This window comes from Pseudomonas sp. GW822-FHT02D10 (genome assembly GCF_058802345.1).
Map to the genome: position 1 here is coordinate 320,384 of NZ_JBXAOB010000001.1, position 17,779 is coordinate 338,162.

Sequence of the window (17,779 nt, forward strand, 5' to 3'; positions counted from 1 at the left end):
GGCTGATTACTCCGTCGTGACCTGCGAGGCGCCGCCTTCAAGGGCGCTACGCAGGGTGTGCCAGGCCAGAGTGGCGCACTTGACCCGCACCGGAAACTCCCAAACGCCTGAAAGCACCGCGAGTTTACCGAGCTCCTCGGGCGTCACCCGGGCGTTTGGCCCTTCGGTGAGCAACGTATGCACCCGGGCAAACAGTGCCTGCGCCTCCTGCGGTTTTTTGCCCTTCACCGCCAGCGTCATCAGAGATGCCGAGGCCTGGGAGATGGCGCAGCCAACCCCCTGAAAGCTGATGTCCTCGATCACCCCGTTCGCAAGCTTGATATAAATCTTCAACTGATCGCCGCACAGCGGATTGAAACCCTCCGCCGTATAGGTTGCGTCCTCTAGCGGGTGAAAGTTACGCGGCCGCTTGCCGTGGTCGATGATCACGTCCTGGTAGAGGTCGCGCAGCTCATCGTGGCTCATCGAAACACCTCCTGAACCTTGGCCAGACCTGCCACCAGCGCATCGATATCGCGCTCGGTGCTGTAACAGCCGAGCGAGGCGCGAGCCGTGGCGGCCACACCGAAACGGTTCATCAAGGGCTGTGCGCAGTGATGCCCGGTGCGAATCGCGATCCCCTCGCGGTCGAGGATGGTGCCAATATCGTGTGGATGGATGCCGTCGAGGACGAACGAAAGGACGCCGACCTTCTCCGCTGCCGTACCGATCAGCCTGAGGCCCGGCACTGTCGCCAGGGCTTTCAGTGCGTAGGCCTGCACAGTCTGCTCGTGGGCAGCAATGGCCTCGGGGCCAAGCTCAGCGAGAAAGTCGATCGCCGCGCCGAGGCCGATAGCGCCGGCCATGTTCGGTGTTCCCGCTTCGAACTTGTACGGGGGTTTGTTGTAGACGGTCTTTTCGAAGCTGACCGAGAGGATCATATCGCCGCCACCCTGATAAGGCGGCATGCTCTCGAGCAGTTCGTGACGGCCGTAGAGCACACCGATGCCGGTGGGGCCGTACATCTTGTGGCCTGACAAGGCGTAGAAATCGCAGCCCAGCGCTCGCACGTCAACCTTAAGATGGGGAGCCGCCTGGGCACCGTCGACCAGCACACGTACGCCCCGGCCGTGGGCAAGTTCGACAATGCGCCGGATCGGATTGAGGGTGCCCAGCACATTTGAGACATGCGTGACGGCCACCAACCGGGTCCTGGGTCCGATCAGCCGTTCCAGTTCATCGAGCAGCAGTTCGCCAGCGTCGTTGATAGGCGCCACCCGTAGCCGAGCGCCGGTCTGTTCGCAGAGCATCTGCCAAGGCACGATATTGGAGTGGTGCTCCATGGCAGTAATCAGCACCTCGTCGCCTGCACGAACCTGAGTCTTGCCGTAGGTTTGCGCCACGAGATTGACCGCTTCGGTCGTGCCGCGAACGAAGACGATCTCTTCGACGGACTCGGCATTGAGGAAGCCCTGGACTTTGGCCCGAGCTTTCTCGTACTCCTCGGTGGCACGCACCGAAAGGTAGTGCACGCCACGGTGCACATTGGCGTTCTCCTTCAGGAAGAAGTGCGCCATCGCATCGATGACCGCCTGCGGCTTCTGGCTGGTCGCGGCGCTGTCGAGGTAAATCAGCGGTTTGCCGTAGATCGTCTCAGCGAGAATCGGGAACGCCTGGCGCACGCGCTCGACGTCGTAGCCCGGCGCAACAACGTCGAGCGGTTTCGACAGTCCTTGAAGGCTGTTTTCGAGGTCACTCATGCCGACACCTCCAGGCTACGCAGCTGCGCGGCGGCCAGTCGTTCCACATGCTCGCGCAGCGACGCCAGCTGGATGAGCTCGAGCATCTCGCTGACGAACGCAAAGGTCAGCAAAGACCGCGCCGCCGCCAGCGGAATCCCTCGTGAGCGCAGGTAGAAAACAGCCTGCTCATCCAGTTGGCCAACGGCGGCACCGTGAGCGCACTTGACGTCGTCGGCGAAAATCTCCAGTCGAGGCTGGGTGTTGACCTGGGCCGACGTCGACATCAAAAGATTCTTGTTGGTCTGGCTGGCATCGGTCTTCATTGCCTGTGGGCGCACGATGATCCGCCCGTCAAAGATCCCATGCCCATGATCATCGATCACACCTTTATAGAGTTCGCGGCTGGTGCAACGCGGTGCCAGGTGCTCGATGGTCGTCTGGTTGTCCAGGTGCTGCTGGCCTCGCGGCAGGTACAAACCGTTCAGGGCAACCTCCGCGCCGGGGCCCTCGAGCATGATCCGCACTTCCTGCCGTGCCAGTGCCGCACCCAGTGCAAAGGAATGCGCGGCAAAGTGACTGCCCTGAGCCTGGCGCACACTGAGTAGCGCGACATGGAATGCCGACGTGCTCTGGTTCTGCAGCGTGTAATGCTCGAGCACAGCATCCTCCTCAAGCACCACCTCGCTGACGGCATTGCTCAGGTAGACCTCACCTGCGCTGCCAACATGGCTTTCCACCAGGATCGCCCGGCTCCCTGCCCCCATCCGCACCAGGACGCGCGGATGGGTCACCCGTGGCGCGGCACCCGGCTCCGAGAGAAACACCAGGTGGATCGGTGCTTCGACCGTCGTGTGGGCAGGGATCTGCACCAGCGCTCCGTCCTCGGCGAGCGCCACATTGAGCGCCGTGAAGGCCTGCGGCTGCGAGCGAAATGCGTGCGCGAACAGGCTTTCGAGCGCCCCGTTTTCGGCGTTCAACAAGGTCGCAAAAGGGCTTACCTGAGTGCCTGGGGGTAGCCCTTCAAGTACCGAGAGCTCAGCGGCGTAATGGCCATTGACGAAGACCAGCCGCACGCCGCCATAGTCGCCGGCGAGTCGTTCGACGTTGACCGCGGACAGGTCCTGACTCGCGCCCGGTTCGGCCGGCTGGAACGGGATCTCCAGGATCGGCGCAACTCGCGTGTGCTTCCAGGCCTCGTCCTTGACCGTGGGAAAGCCTTGTTCGGTCACCCACTGGAACGCTGCGCGGCGCAATGCTTGCAGCCACGCAGGATGCCGGGCATCCGTCCTGGGCGTGAGCTGCGCAAGGAACGCCGTGGTGTTCATGGCCTGACTCCGGGCGCAGACAGATCCTGCTCATAGCTCGCATAGCCGTGCTTTTCCAGCTCGACGGCCAGCTCCTTGCCGCCAGACCGCACGATTCGGCCGTTGGCCATAACGTGGACGCGATCCGGGACAATGTAGTCGAGCAGTCGTTGGTAGTGCGTGATGACCAGCAGCGCGCGATCCTTGCGCCGCAGCGCGTTGACGCCGGCCGCAACGATCCGCAGCGCATCGATGTCGAGGCCCGAGTCGGTCTCGTCGAGGATCGCCAGCCTGGGCTCGAGAATCGCCATCTGGAAAATCTCGTTGCGCTTCTTCTCGCCACCCGAGAAGTCCACGTTGACCGAGCGGTTCATGAAACTCTGGTCCATCTCGACCAGCGCCATACGCTCCTTGGCGAGTTCGAGGAAATCCAGCGCATCGAGCGCTTCGAGCCCGCGCTGCTTGCGTACAGCGTTCAGGGCCGTGCGCAGGAAGTAGAGGTTGCCGACGCCGGGAATCTCAACCGGGTACTGGAACGCGAGAAAGATCCCGGCGACTGCGCGTGCTTCCGCCGGCATGGCGAGCAGGTCCTGACCGTCATAGAGCACCTCGCCGCTGACCTCATAGGTCTCAAGGCCCGCGAGCACCTGGGCCAGCGTGCTTTTGCCGGAGCCGTTCGGCCCCATGATCGCGTGCACCTCGCCCGCTTCAACCCGCAGCGTGATGCCCCGCAGAATTTCACGGCCTTCGACACTGGCGTGCAGATCATTGATGTCGAGCATGCTCCCACCCCGGGCCTCAGCCCACGCAGCCCTCCAGGCTCACACCCAGCAATTTCTGGGCTTCCACCGCGAACTCCATCGGCAGTTCCTTGAGCACCTCGCGACAGAAGCCGTTGACGATCATCGGCACCGCGTCCTCCGCGCTGATGCCGCGCTGCCGGCAGTAAAAGAGCTGCTCGTCGCTGATCTTCGAGGTGGAGGCCTCATGCTCGACCTGGGCGCTGGGGTTCTTCACGTCGATATAGGGGAAGGTGTGGGCGCCACAGTGGCTGCCGAGAAGGAGGGAGTCGCACTGGGTATGGTTGCGGGCACCGGTCGCAGCTTTCTGGATCTTCACCAGGCCACGGTAGGTGTTCTGCCCATGGCCGGCGGAAATCCCTTTGGAAAGAATGGTGCTGCGTGTGTGCCGGCCGATGTGGATCATCTTGGTGCCCGTGTCCGCCTGCTGGTGATTGGCGGTCAGGGCGACCGAGTAGAACTCACCGACCGAATAGTCGCCCTGCAGAATCACTCCCGGATACTTCCAGGTGATGGCGGAGCCGGTTTCAACCTGAGTCCAGGAAATCTTCGAATGCGCGCCTGCGCACTTGCCGCGCTTGGTGACGAAGTTGAAGATCCCGCCGCGTCCTTGAGCATCGCCGGGGTACCAGTTCTGCACCGTGGCGTACTTGATCTGGGCGTTATCCAGCGCGACCAGTTCGACCACCGCCGCGTGCAACTGGTTATTGTCGCGCATCGGTGCGGTACAGCCCTCGAGGTAGCTCACGTAGGCGCCCTCTTCTGCGACGATCAGCGTGCGCTCGAACTGGCCGGTGTCCGCGGCGTTGATGCGAAAGTAGGTCGACAGTTCCATCGGGCAGCGCACGCCCTTGGGCACGTAGCAGAAGGAGCCATCGGAAAACACTGCCGAGTTCAGTGTGGCGAAGAAGTTGTCGCTGTAGGGCACCACCGAACCCAGGTACTTGCGCACCAGTTCTGGATGGTTTTGCACGGCTTCGGAGAACGAGCAGAAGATCACCCCGACCTCGGCGAGTTTGTGCTTGAAGGTGGTCGCCACCGAGACCGAATCGACCACGGCATCCACCGCAACGCCGGTCAGGCGTTCCTGCTCGGCGAGCGAGATGCCGAGCTTGCCAAACATCTCGCGCAGCTCGGGATCGACCTCGTCAAGACTATTGGGCCCCGGCGTTTTCGGCTTGGGCGCCGAGTAATAGATGATGTCCTGGTAGTCGATGGGCCCGTAGTGGACGTTCTGCCAAGTGGGCTCGCGCATCGTCAGCCAGTAGCGATACGCCTTCAGGCGCCAGTCGAGCAGCCACTGGGGTTCGTTCTTTTTCGTCGAGATCAGGCGGATGAGGTCTTCGTTGAGCCCGCGCGGGGCCGCGTCGCTCTCAAAATCAGAGACAAAGCCGTACTTGTAGGCCCGGTTGCTGAGTTCGCGGATCCTGGCGTTGTCGGTGCTCATCGCAGATGCCTCCTGCCGTTGGCAGGACGATTGGATCGTTTAACTATACTCCTTCCCTTTACCTTGCGACCCGAGCGCGTCCTTAGGCTCTGTACGAAAACTGCCTGCGCGTCGACCAGGCTGCGTTAAAAACAGGCTCGGAATGCTCATTTAGGGGCCTAAACTCCGCTTCCTCGCCTGTTTTTGCCTTGCCTGATCGCCGCTCGGCGAGTTTTCGTACAGACCGTAGCGTTCAACCATCCGACGATTGCCGTAACAGGATGTCGTTACCGTCCACCCGGACCTCGAACTGTTCGACCTGATAAGCGGACTCTGTAAGGCATTCGCCAGTGGTCACGTCAAACTCGTAGGCATGAACCGGACAGATCACCACGTTGTCGCAAAGAATTCCCTCCCCCAGCGAGCCGTCTTCGTGCGGGCAGGTGTTATGAATGGCGAAATACTGGCCATCCACATTGAATAGCGCGACAGGCGTTCCCCCAAGGTTCACGGTTTTGCCGTTACCCGGCTCGATATCGCCCACGCAGGCGACCTTGACGAATTCACTCATGGTGCCATCCCTCTTGAGTGTCATTTTAGCTGCTGGAAGCGGCGGCTGATTAACAGCAGTAGGCTAAGCTTTCAGCAGCTATTTACCGGTGTACGCCTTCACCGTAGGAGCTGCCGCAGGCTGCGATCTCTTGATCTTGGCGTCCGTCCAGGCAATGAGTCGTCTGTTGGGAAGATCAAAAGATCGCAGCCTGCGGCAGCTCCTACAGGTGTTGTGTACACCTGACAATTCACGCAGGACTGACGTGATGACCGAGCCCCTCCTCAGCTTCGAAGAACTGAAACTCGCCGCTACCGCAGGTGATATCGATACCGTGCTGGTCTGCATGGTCGATATGCAGGGAAGATTGGTCGGCAAGCGCTTCCAGGTCGAATTTTTCATCGACAGCGGCCATGACGAAACCCACTGCTGCAATTACCTGTTGGCCGACGACATCGACATGGAACCGGTGCCGGGTTACGCCGCAGCCAGCTGGAGCAAAGGCTATGGCGATTTTGTGCTGAAACCCGACATGGCCACCTTGCGTCGCGTGCCGTGGCTCGAATGCACGGCGCTGGTGCTCTGCGACGTGCTCGATCATCACCATCGGCGGGACCTGCCGCACAGCCCCCGGGCGATCCTGAAAAAACAGATCGAGCGCCTGAGCGAGCGCGGCTACAGCGGCATGTTCGCCTCTGAGCTGGAGTTCTATCTGTTTGACGAGAGTTACGAGGCCATCCACGAGCGCAACTACCACAAGCCGAAAACGGCTGGCCACTACATCGAGGATTACAACATCCTCCAGACCACCCGCGAGGAGCCGGTGCTGCGGGCGATTCGCAAGCATTTACAGGCCTCCGGCATTCCCGTGGAGAACTCCAAGGGTGAATGGGGCCCGGGCCAGGAAGAAATCAACATCCGTTATGCCGATGCCCTGACCATGGCCGACCAGCACGTCATCATCAAGCATGCCTGCAAAGAGATCGCGCAGCTGCAGGGCAAGGCAATCACGTTCATGGCCAAGTGGCGCTATGACGCCGCCGGTTCCAGTAGCCATATCCACAACTCGTTGTGGGACAAGAATGGCAAAAAGCCGCTGTTCTTCGACCCCAAGGCCGAGTTTGGCATGTCGACACTGATGCGTTCCTGGGTGGCCGGGCAACTCAAATACGCCAACGACATCACCTGTTTTCTCGCGCCTTATATCAACTCGTACAAGCGCTTTCAGGCCGGCACCTTCGCGCCGACCCGTGCAGTCTGGAGTCGGGACAATCGCACCGCAGGCTTTCGTTTATGCGCCGAAGCCAGCAAAGCCATCCGTATCGAATGCCGCATCGGCGGCGCCGACCTCAACCCTTACCTGGCCTTCGCCGCGTTGATCGCCGCTGGCCTGGCCGGTATCGACGAGAAACTCAGCCTGGCGCCACCCTTTGAAGGCGATGCCTACCTCGACGAACACTTGCCGGAAGTTTCGAAAACCCTGCGCGATGCCTGCGCCGCGCTCAAGGCCTCGAGCATGTTGCGCGAGGCATTCGGCGATGAAGTGGTCGACCACTACGTGCACACCGCCGAATGGGAGCAGAAAGAGTACGACCGGCGGATAACCGACTGGGAACTGCAACGCGGCTTTGAGCGCTATTGAGACCACCATGACTTCGACGATTCAACTCATCTCACCGGTCGATGGCCGGGTCTACGCCGAACGCCACTGCGCCAATGCGACGCAGATCGAGCAGGCTCTGACGGCTGCCGCAGCTGCTCAGGCGTTATGGAAGCGCCGGCCATTGAGCGAGCGCGCGGCCTTATGCAGCGCCGCCGTGGATGCGATGCTGGCAATGAAAGACGAAATAGTGCCAGAACTGGCTTGGCAAATGGGCCGACCGGTACGCTTTGGTGCCGGCGAGCTGCGCGGTTTCGAAGAGCGTGCCCGCCACATGATTGCCATTGCACCTGACGCCCTGGCAGCGCTGGAACCCACGCCTGTTGCAGGTTTTCGGCGTTATATCAAACGCGAGCCGTTGGGTACGGTACTGGTCGTCGCGCCCTGGAATTACCCGTACCTGACGGCAGTGAATTCGATTATCCCGGCGCTGATGGCCGGCAACAGCGTCATCCTCAAACACGCCTCGCAAACGCTATTGGTCGGTGAACGTTTCGCCGAGGCCTTTCGCCGCGCCAACCTGCCCGAAGGGCTGTTCCATAACCTGCTGCTCAATCATACCTATACCGCGGCGATCATTGCCTCTGGACGGGTGCAGCAGGTGAACTTCACTGGCTCGGTCAACGCCGGCAAAGCCATGGAAAACGCCGCCACTGGGCACTTCCTCGGCATGGGACTGGAACTCGGCGGCAAAGACCCGGCCTACGTGCGAGCAGACGCGAACCTTGAGCATGCGGTGGAAAACCTGGTGGACGGCAGCTTCTTCAACTCCGGGCAAAGCTGCTGCGCCGTCGAGCGTATCTATGTCGATGAAAAAATTTACCCGGTCTTTGTCGAGCGCTTCGTCGCCTTGACCCGCCAATACGTGCTGGGCAACCCGCTGGACGAAGCCACCACGCTCGGCCCGCTGGTCAATCCGAGTGCCGCTGAATTCGTGCGCGGGCAGATCGCCGATGCACTGGCAAAAGGCGCCACGGCGCTGATCGATCCGAAGACCTTCCCTGCTGACGCACCGGGCAGCGTCTATCTTGCGCCACAGGTATTAGTCGACGTCACCCATCACATGTCGGTGATGCGTGAGGAAAGCTTTGGTCCGGTAGTCGGCATCATGCCGGTAGCCAGCGACGACGAAGCCATCGCCTTGATGAACGACAGTGAGTTCGGGCTCAGCGCGTCCATCTGGACCGAGGATCTCGCCGCCGCCGAACGTATCGGCAACGAGATCGCCACCGGCACGGTGTTCATGAACCGCTGCGATTACCTGGACCCGGCCCTGGCCTGGACCGGGGTAAAGAACAGCGGGCGCGGTGTCACGCTGTCACACCTGGGCTTTGAGAGCCTGACCCGAGCCAAATCCTTCCATCTGCGCCACGAGATCTGAGCCATGAGCCTGACTGCGAACTGGAACTACCCCACGAGCATCCACTTCGGTGTTGGTCGCATCGCCGAACTGGCCGACACCTGCCGCAGTCAAGGTATCCAGCGGCCGTTGCTGGTCACCGACAGTGGCCTGGCGCGCGCACCGATCACCACGGCGGCGCTGGACTCCTTGCGCGCCGCCGGCCTCGGTGTGGCGCTGTTTTCTGACCTCAAGCCCAATCCGGTCGAGGCCAACCTGGCGGGAGGGCTCGATGCCTGGCGTGCTGGCAAGCACGATGGCGTGATCGCCTTCGGCGGCGGCAGCGGGCTGGATATGGGCAAACTGATCGCCTTCATGAGCGGTCAGACCCGACCGGTGTGGGATTTCGAAGACATCGGCGACTACTGGACCCGCGCCGATGAAAGCAGCATCGCACCGATCATTGCGGTGCCGACCACCGCGGGTACAGGATCCGAGGTCGGCCGTGCGGCGGTGATCATCGACGAGCGTACGCACACCAAACGCATCATCTTCCATCCGAAAATGATGCCGCGGGTGGTCATCAGCGACCCGGCGCTCACCGTCGGCATGCCGGCCAAGGTCACCGCCGGCACCGGCATGGATGCGTTTGCGCATTGCCTGGAATCGTACTGCGCCCCCGGTTTTCATCCCATGGCCGAAGGTATTGCGGTGGAAGGCATGCGCCTGGTGGCCAATGCTCTGGTGCGGGCGGTACGCACACCCTCTGACCTTGAGGCGCGCGCGGAAATGCTCGCGGCCGCTGCGATGGGCGCTACCGCCTTCCAGAAAGGTCTGGGCGCGATACACGCGCTCTCACATCCGGTGGGAGCCCTGTATGACACCCATCACGGCATGACCAACGCCACGTTCATGCCCTATGTATTGAAATTCAATCGCCCGGCCATCGAGGAACGCATCACCCGCCTCGCGGCTTATCTGCGTCTGCCCTCCCCAGGCTTCGACAGCTTCCTGGCCTTCGTCCTCAAGTTGCGCAAGGACATCGGCGTGCCGCATACGCTGTTTGAGCTGGGGGTGGATGATCGACAAGCCGACCTGATCGCCGACATGGCGATTGTCGACCCCACTGCCTGCGGCAACCCGCTGCCATTGACCCGAAATGGCGCGGCAGAAATTTTCGATGCGGCATACCACGGCCGTCTTTAGCGCAATTATCTGATCAAGAACAAAGCCATGGCTGAGCAAATGCAGAAAATGCAGGTTCTGACCGGTCTGGTGCTCATCTCCTGGACCGCATCGTTTCTGTTTCTCGAGATGCAGAAGTACTGGAAAAGCACATAACAGCTTTTCACATCGTGTGGCCAATGAACACGTTCCCGTTCGTCGCTCCACACCCTCTCGCTTGCAAATGAAGGTCTTTCCCGAACTGACAAGCGCCTATGCTTCCTTCAGCCATTAAGGGGGCGACATGTCACCGTCTGAGGTTCGACCACTTCAAGTTCACTATCTCAAGGCTGCTTGCTCAAACTGCAGTGTGTTGGAGTTGTGCCTGCCGATTGGTCTGAGCGGCCAGGAAGTCGAGCGGCTGGACACCTTGATCGTCCAGCGCGTGAAAGTTAAAAAAGGCGCAGCGTTGTACCGCACAGGCGATCCATTGCGCTCGCTTTACGCGGTACGCATAGGCTGTTTCAAAACCAGTGTGCTGTCACTTGATGGCCGCGAGCAGGTCACCGGCTTTCAAATGCTCGGCGAGATGCTAGGCCTGGATGCCATCAGCGCAGAGCAGCACGCCTGCAATGCTTTCGCTCTTGAGGACAGCGAGGTTTGTCCCATTCATTTCACCCAACTGGAGAAGCTCGCCCATGAGCTGCCTTCACTCCAGCACAATCTGAACAAACTCCTGAGCAGGGAAATCGTCCGTGATCACAGCATGCTGATGATGATGGGTAACATGAGCTCGGACGAACGCCTGGCGGCTTTTCTGCTTAACCTGTCTCAGCGGTTCAGCATTCGCGGTTACTCATCCAGGGAGTTTGTCCTGAAGATGCGGCGCGAAGAGATTGGCTCCTACCTTGGACTGCGCCTGGAAACCATCTGCAGAGGCATTGCCCATCTGAGGGATCAGGCACTGGTCGAGGTGTCCGCCCGTAACGTCAAAATCCTCGATATGGACGGGCTCAAGCATCTGGTCGCCGGCTGTCACCGGGACACACCTCTCTAGAAGTGACGTCGCTGGAGTATTCGCCTCGCAGGATGTGCACGTCAGTGCCGCAGATCGTCGTCGTGGTAATACGGACCAACGCATCCAGTGGGCCGATTTCGGGGATTGGTTTGTCATCGAGGACGATTCGGTTTTTTTCGACGAATATTGCCGCTTTCATGGTTGCCATGGGGCTCAGAGCACCACTGGTGTATCCGGCAATTCATTCCGGTCACCGCCGACAGCGGGAAAGTGTTTCGTCAGATGCTGTGTAACCGCCTGAATACCGCTGACCACGCCGCCTTCATAGTTGGCCTGTTTAAAGGCGGCTTCCATCTGGCGGCAAATGCTCTGCCATTCTTGAGTACCCGCCTTCGCGTGAATTCCGCGATCGGCAACAATCTCCACGTCCCGGTCAGCGAGCAACAGATAAATCAGCACACCGTTATTGTGAGCGGTGTCCCATATACGCAATTGCGAAAACACATCGACAGCGCGCTCTTGCGCGGATTGGCCTTTGAAAAGCGGCGTGCTATCCAGTGCGCCCTCCACGACGAAACGGATTTCTCCGACGTGTGCGGTCTCACCGGCTTTGATCGCTTGCTCGATCGCGAACAACGTTTTGCGGGGAAATGCCCGATTGACCTCCCAGTGAGTCATAGCAAGGTGTTTCATAATGCGTTTGATATTCATCGTCACCACCTCCCCGATGCGCCGCCGCCGCCAAACCCGCCGCCACCTCCGCTGAAGCCACCACCACCGCCTCGACCGAATCCTCCACGTCCCCCCATACCGTATCCGCCCATACCGCCGCCTAACAACGTGAACAAGAGCGCCATCACGCCCGCGCCCAACGCGATGAACACTGCGCCGGCAACCAACCAAGCGATAACCGCCACAACCCCGCCAGTGATCAGGGCGCCTGGAAATCTGCCCAGAACGGGGCGCAGCACTCTACCGATCACGAGCGCAAGAATAAAAACGAGCGGACCATACTGCCGAAAGTCAGGACTACCATCGATAGGTTGTCCGTTGGGTGCCGGCAACGGCTCGCCATCAATTACCTGGATCATCTGGTTGAGCCCAGCAGCAATACCGCCATAGAAGTCGCCTTGCTTGAAACGTGGCGTAATGATCTCGCTGATGATGCGCTTGCTGGTAGCGTCATTGAGTGCACCCTCAAGCCCATAACCAACTTCGATGCGAAGCGCACGGTCGGCCTTGGCGATGACCAGGATTGCACCGTCATCCACATTTTTTCGGCCTAACTTCCATTGCTCCGCAACGCGCAAAGCATATTGCTCGATCGCTTCCGGCTGGGTGGTGGGGACAATGAGAAGTGCGAGCTGAGTGCCTTTTTTGGCTTCAAACGCCCGTAAAGTTTGCTCAAGACTTGCCGTCTGATCTGCGGTGAGCGTCGCGGTCTGGTCAGTGACCCGTCCGGTCAGAGGGGGGACTGCGACTTGAGCGCCCGCGAGGAAAGACCAGCAAAGCATAAGGGCAAACAATACCGCCGCGCTGGTCCTGCGCACCGTCATCACTTGGCTGCTCCCTGAGGTGCGCTTGGGGGGATCACAGGCGTCGACCCAAAATCTACAGTGGGTGGCTTAGCGATTTCCTTTTCGTTTGCGACGGTGAAATTAGGCTTCTCTTTGTATCCGAATGCCATCGCCGTTAGATTGGAGGGGAAGGAGCGGACCGTGACGTTGTATTCCTGCACTGATTTGATGTAACGGTTACGCGCCACTGTGATGCGGTTTTCGGTACCTTCCAGCTGCGCCTGCAAATCGCGAAAACCGGCGTCGGCTTTTAGTTGCGGGTAGTTTTCGCTCACTGCCAGCAACCGGGACAACGCTCCAGACAGCTCGCCTTGTGCAGCCTGAAACTTGGCAAAAGCGCCCGGGTCATTGAGCACCTCTGGTGTCACTTGTATGGAACTCGCCTGAGCGCGTGCTTGGGTCACTTGAGTCAGTACTTCTTTTTCATGCGAAGCATAGCCTTTGACGGTATTGACCAGATTGGGTACCAGATCCGCGCGGCGTTGGTATTGGTTCACTACCTCAGACCAGCTGGCTTTAATTTGCTCGTCGTTGCTCTGAAACGTGTTGTAGCCGCAGCCATTCAGGTTTAACGCGACCAAAGCTGCCAGGGTTACCCATAATTTGCGCATTTTATTTTTCCTAAAAAGAGCTATGTCGTGGCTTGAACAGAGTCTTGATCTCAATCTACGTGAGTGCTCCTCAGCCTCAGCGCATTGAAAACGACGGATGCGGAGCTAACGCTCATGGCAATGGCCGCGATCATCGGCGATAAGAGATGTCCGCTCAGTGGATACAGCAGACCTGCCGCGAGTGGGATACCCATCGAGTTGTAGATAAAGGCGAAACCCAGATTCTGCCGCATGTTTTTTACCGTCGCGACAGAAAGGGCCCGCGCCCGGAGAATCCCCATCAAGTCACCCTTTACGAGAGTGAGCTGCGCACTGTTCATCGCGACGTCTGTGCCTGTCCCCATTGCGATGCCTACATCTGCTCGGGCCAGGGCAGGAGCATCATTGATACCGTCGCCCGCCATGGCAACGCGTCGACCGGTTTTTTGGAGGTCTGCGACCAGACGCTCCTTGTCCTGGGGTTTCACCTCACCGTGCACCTCTTCAATACCCATTTCCTTGGCTACAGCCCGTGCCGTGGTGAGGCCATCGCCGGTGGCCATGATGATCTTTATATGATCGGCTTTGAGCTTGGTGACAGCCTCCCTGGAGGTCGGCTTGATCGGGTCTGACACCGCCAGCAACCCCGCCAATGTTCCATCGACCGCCAGGTAGATGATGCTGATGCCCTCAATGCGCAATTGCTCAGCACGGCTTTTGAGGGGGCTGATGTTCACACCTGCCTCTTCCATCAAGGCGGTATTGCCCAGTTGGATTTCCTTGCCATCTACCCAGCCGATGACCCCGATCCCGGAACTGGACTCGAACGACTCAGGCTTGGTCAGGACCAGGTTCTCGGCAAGGGCATGGTCAACAATGGCGCGAGCCAGCGGATGCTCACTGCCTTGATCGAGGCTGGCGGCCAGTTGAAGTACATCATTGGGGATGAACGTCTGCGTGGCTTCCACACTGTGAAATACCGGATGCCCCTCTGTCAGGGTTCCTGTCTTATCCACGATCAGCGTGTCGATCTTGCACAGGTTCTCGATGGCGCCGGCATCTCTGAATAGCACACCCATGCTGGCCGCTTTGCCGGTGGAAACCATGATTGACATCGGCGTCGCGAGCCCCAAAGCGCAGGGGCAAGCAATAATTAGCACAGCGACAGCATTGATCAGGCCGAAGACCCAGCCAGGCTCAGGACCAAACAACCCCCACCCCAAAAGGGTCAGTATGGCAATCGCGATGACACCCATCACAAAGTAACCCGCGACGGCGTCAGCCATGCGCTGCATGGGCGCTTTAGAGCGTTGGGCACGGGCAACCATCTGAACGATTTGTGACAGCATGGTTTCAGCACCAATTTTCTGCGCTTCCATCACCAGGCTGCCATGGGTATTGAGCGTGGCGCCGATCAAACTATCACCGCTTCTTTTCATCACAGGCACCGGCTCGCCGGTCAGCATCGATTCATCGACCGCGCTTTCGCCTTCCAGCACTGAGCCATCGACAGGAACCTTTTCACCCGGTCTGACCCGAAGGTGATCCCCCTTGTGCACATGCGTGAGAGGAATGTCTTCCTCTTTGCCATCGGCATTGATCCTGCGTGCGGTTTTCGGAGACAGGCCAAGCAGAGACTTAATAGCCAAAGACGTTTGTGATCGAGCTTTGAGTTCAAGCATCTGACCGAACAGGGTCAGCGAGATGATCACGGCTGCGGCTTCGAAGTAGACGCCGATGCGGCCCTCTTGCATGAAGGTGGCGGGAAAACTCTGGGGAAAAAGTGTGGCTGCGACGCTGTAAAGGTACGCAGCTGCTGTGCCCAGGCCAATCAAGGTCCACATATTGGGGCTGCGATGACGAATCGAATCGATGCCTCTCACAAAAAACGGCCAACCCGCCCATAAGGTTACAGGGGTTGCAAGGATAAGCTCGAGCCAGTTTTGGGTCGCCCCATGGAAGAGTTGCAGCGAGTGTCCCGCCATGGCGAGTACCGCCACGATCACTGTTAATGGCAACGACCACCAAAAGCGACGGGTGAAGTCCTTGAATTCGGGGTTTTCCTCCTCTTCCAGCACGGGCATGACCGGTTCCAATGTCATGCCGCATTTAGGACAGGTACCGGGGCCAGGCCGACGTATCTCTGGATGCATAGGGCAGGTGTATTCAGTAACTTCCTGCGTTTCAGCTGCTGGAACTGTGTGGCTGGAGTGACCGGTATCCAACGGGGCAGCGGCATAGCGCGGGGGTTCTGCTCGAAACCTCTCCTGGCACTTAATGCTGCAAAACTGATAGGTCTGCCCCTGATAAGTCTCGCTGAACTTGAACGGCCGGGTAACAGCCATGCCACACACCGGATCGCGTAGACCTTCCTCCTGGGCCTTCGCAGGAAGGGCATGGGCATGGCCTTGGTGACTGATGGCGTTGGGCATGGCTATTTTCCTTTCTCATCCCTGTTGGTTTCTGACGGATCGACATGTCCACCGTGCCCCCCATGGCCATGGCCAAAAAAATGCATCAAGGGGCAAATCAACAGAATCAGATAGGGCAGGTAAGTCAGATAAGGCGAAACATGGCTGAAGTGCTCCCGGACCACGTAAAAAACGCCAATCGCAACCAGCATGATGAGTACGACACCCATTTTGCTCCTCCAAAACGGTGGTCCCGCGTTTTCAACCGAATGCTGATGAGGGGTCATGATGTAGCTCCCACTGTCTTGGCAAGCGTTGCCGTGAGTCTGATATTTGAGACTAGTCAACGATTGCCTTAAAACTCTGATTTCGATCAAGTCACGCGTACTTAACATCACGCTCAGCGACCATTCAGATCAGTGGTGGCTTCGTAGTGAAAGGTCTCCCTGGCTCTGTACATGGGCTGAAATTGAGCACGAGGCTCAGAATGCGCCGGGGTCGCGGGCGAGCGATTGATCATGGTCAAAAATTACCGGAAAGGTCCCTGCACACTTGAATGTGCAGACCAAAACCGACGGACGGCTTCGTACGGCCATGTACACAGCACGCCATGGATTAATCTGTTGGTATCGGGAAACTCACCTTCGGACGGTGGCTGACATGCTTGATGCTCCCAAGCCACAACAGAACCATCTGCTGGCGGCCCTTCCCGCACAAGCGCTGGAACGCTTGTTGCCCTACCTCGAACCGATCACCCTGCCGCTGGGCAAGGTGCTCTACGAGTCTGGAGATGCCCTGCGGCACGTCTATTTCCCCACCGACTCCATCGTGTCCTTGCTGTATGTGATGGAAAACGGCGCATCGGCGGAGATTTCGGTGGTCGGCAACGAAGGCCTGATCGGCATCGCCGTCTTCATGGGCGGCGAAAGCACGCCAAGCCGGGCGATTGTCCAGAGTGCCGGGCATGCATTCCGGTTGCCCGGCCAGCGACTCAAGGATGAGTTCAACCGCCACGGGGAGATGCTCCAGTTGATGTTGCGCTACACCCAGGCGTTGATCACGCAGATGGCCCAGACCGCGGTGTGCAACCGCCACCACTCGATTGATCAGCAATTGTGCCGCTGGTTACTGCTGTCCCTCGATCGCCTGCAAGACAATCAACTGATCATGACCCAGGAACTGATCGCCAACATGCTCGGCGTACGCCGCGAAGGCGTAACCGATGCCGCCGGCAAGCTGCAACGCCTGGGCGTTATCGAATACAGCCGTGGCCACATCAAGGTGCTGGACAGGGACGCGCTCGAGAAACTCAGCTGCGAGTGCTATGCCGTGGTCAGAAAAGAAACCGAGCGCCTGCTGCCCTACCTTCCATTAAAGCCCACTCGCTGACTGCCAGCGACCGACGTCTGCGTGTTCTAGCGAACAGACCGCACTGCCGGCGTCGCCCACACTTAAAACATGAGACGGCTCGGCACCTGTCCCGCCCAACCCGGGCCCACTGTGCTGCAGGACGTTCGTGTGCCAAATACACCGGGGCGGCAAGTAGAAAACCGACTACTTCAGGGGCTGTCGAAAATTGACTACGGCCGGCTGGAGGCGCAGTGCGATAAAGTCGAACTGACCTTTGGCACCGTCCTGTGTGAGCCGGGTCATCCGATCCTGCATGTGTACTTCCCGCAAACAGCGTTCATCTCTCAAGTGGTTACGCTGTACAGCCACCCTCCTCTGCAAATGAGTCTGATCGGTAATGAAGGGATGCTCGGGGCGACGCTTGCTCTGGGGGTTGATACCGCCCCCATGCGGGCCGTGGTGCAAGGCGCCGGTACGTGTCTGAGGATGAGTGGCTTACAGCTGCAGGTCGCACTTCGCGATAGCCCGCTATTGCTGCGCCGACTCAATCAGTATCTGTACGTGCAGATGATGCAGCTCGCTCAAACCGCCGCTTGTACCCATTTTCATGAGATCGAGCCGCGCCTGGCGCGCTGGTTGCTGATGACCCACGATCGTGCGCACGCCAATCACTTTCATCTGACCCACATGTCCCTGGCGAACGTGCTTGGGGTTCGTCGCAGTGGCGTGACCCTGGCCGCCGGTGCGCTGCAACAGCGTGGATTGATCCGCTATACCCGTGGTGAAATCACGATTCTTGACCGCAAGGGATTGGAGGCGGCGTCATGCGAGTGCTATAGCGACACCCACTCGACCCCGTTATGACGCGG

At 59.3% G+C, this 17,779-nt stretch carries 17 protein-coding genes and 2 pseudogenes; 7 read left to right on the forward strand and 12 right to left on the reverse strand.

Annotated features, from left to right (window positions below; all coding sequences use genetic code 11):
• Positions 1-6 precede the first annotated feature (6 nt).
• The 6 genes from sufU to AC1RPZ_RS01510 form a co-directional block, all read right to left on the reverse strand.
• Positions 7-465, reverse strand: coding sequence for a Fe-S cluster assembly sulfur transfer protein SufU (gene sufU, locus AC1RPZ_RS01485; RefSeq protein ID WP_493134074.1), 459 nt, complete (start codon positions 463-465; stop codon positions 7-9).
• Positions 462-1,739 (reverse strand): SufS family cysteine desulfurase, encoded by a 1,278-nt coding sequence (locus tag AC1RPZ_RS01490; protein WP_493134076.1) that lies wholly within the window; start codon positions 1,737-1,739, stop codon positions 462-464. Before AC1RPZ_RS01490 ends, sufU begins: the two co-directional genes overlap by 4 nt.
• The gene (sufD, locus tag AC1RPZ_RS01495) at positions 1,736-3,046 is read right to left on the reverse strand and encodes a Fe-S cluster assembly protein SufD (RefSeq protein WP_493134078.1); all 1,311 of its coding nucleotides are present in this window, start codon (positions 3,044-3,046) and stop codon (positions 1,736-1,738) included. Before sufD ends, AC1RPZ_RS01490 begins: the two co-directional genes overlap by 4 nt.
• A complete protein-coding gene (gene sufC, locus AC1RPZ_RS01500) occupies positions 3,043-3,807 on the reverse strand; it encodes a Fe-S cluster assembly ATPase SufC (protein WP_493134080.1) in 765 nt (254 codons plus the stop codon). Before sufC ends, sufD begins: the two co-directional genes overlap by 4 nt.
• A 16-nt stretch (positions 3,808-3,823) precedes the next feature.
• A complete protein-coding gene (sufB, locus tag AC1RPZ_RS01505; protein ID WP_493134082.1) occupies positions 3,824-5,272 on the reverse strand; it encodes a Fe-S cluster assembly protein SufB in 1,449 nt (482 codons plus the stop codon).
• 232 nt (positions 5,273-5,504) lie between these two features.
• Positions 5,505-5,822 (reverse strand): Rieske (2Fe-2S) protein, encoded by a 318-nt coding sequence (locus AC1RPZ_RS01510; protein ID WP_493134084.1) that lies wholly within the window; start codon positions 5,820-5,822, stop codon positions 5,505-5,507.
• Between the two features lie 247 nt (positions 5,823-6,069).
• On the opposite strand from AC1RPZ_RS01510, the gene AC1RPZ_RS01515 reads away from it, so the two are divergent.
• The 5 genes and pseudogenes from AC1RPZ_RS01515 to fnr all read left to right on the forward strand — a co-directional run bounded on the left by AC1RPZ_RS01515 (position 6,070) and on the right by fnr (position 11,021).
• Positions 6,070-7,443 carry a glutamine synthetase family protein gene (locus AC1RPZ_RS01515; protein ID WP_493134086.1) on the forward strand — a complete coding sequence of 458 codons (1,374 nt, stop codon included), beginning with the start codon at positions 6,070-6,072 and terminating at the stop codon, positions 7,441-7,443.
• 7 nt (positions 7,444-7,450) lie between these two features.
• Positions 7,451-8,842, forward strand: a complete 1,392-nt coding sequence (locus tag AC1RPZ_RS01520; protein ID WP_493134088.1) for an aldehyde dehydrogenase family protein — start codon at positions 7,451-7,453, stop codon at positions 8,840-8,842.
• A 3-nt stretch (positions 8,843-8,845) separates the two neighbouring features.
• Positions 8,846-10,006 carry an iron-containing alcohol dehydrogenase gene (locus AC1RPZ_RS01525; RefSeq protein WP_493134090.1) on the forward strand — a complete coding sequence of 387 codons (1,161 nt, stop codon included), beginning with the start codon at positions 8,846-8,848 and terminating at the stop codon, positions 10,004-10,006.
• 48 nt (positions 10,007-10,054) lie between these two features.
• Positions 10,055-10,141: pseudogene (locus AC1RPZ_RS01530) on the forward strand (two pore domain potassium channel family protein); the annotation flags it as partial.
• Between the two features lie 127 nt (positions 10,142-10,268).
• Positions 10,269-11,021 carry a fumarate/nitrate reduction transcriptional regulator Fnr gene (gene fnr, locus AC1RPZ_RS01535; protein WP_493134092.1) on the forward strand — a complete coding sequence of 251 codons (753 nt, stop codon included), beginning with the start codon at positions 10,269-10,271 and terminating at the stop codon, positions 11,019-11,021.
• A 16-nt stretch (positions 11,022-11,037) separates the two neighbouring features.
• Here fnr and AC1RPZ_RS01540 read toward each other — a convergent pair.
• The 6 genes and pseudogenes from AC1RPZ_RS01540 to AC1RPZ_RS01565 all read right to left on the reverse strand — a co-directional run.
• A pseudogene (locus tag AC1RPZ_RS01540) lies at positions 11,038-11,190 on the reverse strand (NAD(P)-dependent alcohol dehydrogenase); the annotation flags it as partial.
• Positions 11,191-11,195: 5 nt separating this feature from the next.
• Positions 11,196-11,693, reverse strand: coding sequence for a TPM domain-containing protein (locus tag AC1RPZ_RS01545; protein ID WP_493134094.1), 498 nt, complete (start codon positions 11,691-11,693; stop codon positions 11,196-11,198).
• A gap of 2 nt (positions 11,694-11,695) precedes the next feature.
• Positions 11,696-12,538, reverse strand: a complete 843-nt coding sequence (locus tag AC1RPZ_RS01550) for a TPM domain-containing protein (protein ID WP_493134791.1) — start codon at positions 12,536-12,538, stop codon at positions 11,696-11,698.
• On the reverse strand, positions 12,538-13,170 hold the full coding sequence (locus tag AC1RPZ_RS01555; protein ID WP_493134096.1) for a LemA family protein: 633 nt from the start codon (positions 13,168-13,170) through the stop codon (positions 12,538-12,540). The genes AC1RPZ_RS01550 and AC1RPZ_RS01555 overlap by 1 nt, the downstream gene beginning before the upstream one ends.
• A gap of 50 nt (positions 13,171-13,220) precedes the next feature.
• A complete protein-coding gene (locus AC1RPZ_RS01560; RefSeq protein WP_493134098.1) occupies positions 13,221-15,581 on the reverse strand; it encodes a heavy metal translocating P-type ATPase in 2,361 nt (786 codons plus the stop codon).
• Positions 15,582-15,583: 2 nt separating this feature from the next.
• Complete coding sequence (locus tag AC1RPZ_RS01565; protein ID WP_493134100.1) at positions 15,584-15,847, reverse strand: DUF2933 domain-containing protein; 264 nt, start codon at positions 15,845-15,847, stop codon at positions 15,584-15,586.
• Between the two features lie 373 nt (positions 15,848-16,220).
• Here AC1RPZ_RS01565 and AC1RPZ_RS01570 point away from each other — a divergent pair, with 373 nt between their 5' ends.
• Both AC1RPZ_RS01570 and AC1RPZ_RS01575 read left to right on the forward strand, forming a co-directional pair.
• The gene (locus AC1RPZ_RS01570; RefSeq protein WP_493134102.1) at positions 16,221-16,949 is read left to right on the forward strand and encodes a Crp/Fnr family transcriptional regulator; all 729 of its coding nucleotides are present in this window, start codon (positions 16,221-16,223) and stop codon (positions 16,947-16,949) included.
• A gap of 129 nt (positions 16,950-17,078) precedes the next feature.
• A complete protein-coding gene (locus AC1RPZ_RS01575; protein WP_493134104.1) occupies positions 17,079-17,774 on the forward strand; it encodes a Crp/Fnr family transcriptional regulator in 696 nt (231 codons plus the stop codon).
• Positions 17,775-17,779: the final 5 nt, after the last annotated feature.

Excerpts from the sequence above, each read along its gene's own strand:
- sufU (WP_493134074.1), bottom strand. The coding sequence starts at position 465 with ATGAGCCACGATGAGCTGCGCGACCTCTACCAGGACGTGATCATCGAC.
- AC1RPZ_RS01555 (WP_493134096.1), bottom strand. The coding sequence starts at position 13,170 with ATGCGCAAATTATGGGTAACCCTGGCAGCTTTGGTCGCGTTAAACCTG.
- AC1RPZ_RS01525 (WP_493134090.1), top strand. The coding sequence starts at position 8,846 with ATGAGCCTGACTGCGAACTGGAACTACCCCACGAGCATCCACTTCGGT.
- sufC (WP_493134080.1), bottom strand. The coding sequence starts at position 3,807 with ATGCTCGACATCAATGATCTGCACGCCAGTGTCGAAGGCCGTGAAATT.
- sufB (WP_493134082.1), bottom strand. The coding sequence starts at position 5,272 with ATGAGCACCGACAACGCCAGGATCCGCGAACTCAGCAACCGGGCCTAC.
- AC1RPZ_RS01490 (WP_493134076.1), bottom strand. The coding sequence starts at position 1,739 with ATGAGTGACCTCGAAAACAGCCTTCAAGGACTGTCGAAACCGCTCGAC.
- fnr (WP_493134092.1), top strand. The coding sequence starts at position 10,269 with ATGTCACCGTCTGAGGTTCGACCACTTCAAGTTCACTATCTCAAGGCT.
- AC1RPZ_RS01510 (WP_493134084.1), bottom strand. The coding sequence starts at position 5,822 with ATGAGTGAATTCGTCAAGGTCGCCTGCGTGGGCGATATCGAGCCGGGT.
- AC1RPZ_RS01560 (WP_493134098.1), bottom strand. The coding sequence starts at position 15,581 with ATGCCCAACGCCATCAGTCACCAAGGCCATGCCCATGCCCTTCCTGCG.
- AC1RPZ_RS01570 (WP_493134102.1), top strand. The coding sequence starts at position 16,221 with ATGCTTGATGCTCCCAAGCCACAACAGAACCATCTGCTGGCGGCCCTT.
- sufD (WP_493134078.1), bottom strand. The coding sequence starts at position 3,046 with ATGAACACCACGGCGTTCCTTGCGCAGCTCACGCCCAGGACGGATGCC.
- AC1RPZ_RS01550 (WP_493134791.1), bottom strand. The coding sequence starts at position 12,538 with ATGACGGTGCGCAGGACCAGCGCGGCGGTATTGTTTGCCCTTATGCTT.
- AC1RPZ_RS01565 (WP_493134100.1), bottom strand. The coding sequence starts at position 15,847 with ATGACCCCTCATCAGCATTCGGTTGAAAACGCGGGACCACCGTTTTGG.
- AC1RPZ_RS01515 (WP_493134086.1), top strand. The coding sequence starts at position 6,070 with ATGACCGAGCCCCTCCTCAGCTTCGAAGAACTGAAACTCGCCGCTACC.
- AC1RPZ_RS01520 (WP_493134088.1), top strand. The coding sequence starts at position 7,451 with ATGACTTCGACGATTCAACTCATCTCACCGGTCGATGGCCGGGTCTAC.
- AC1RPZ_RS01545 (WP_493134094.1), bottom strand. The coding sequence starts at position 11,693 with ATGAATATCAAACGCATTATGAAACACCTTGCTATGACTCACTGGGAG.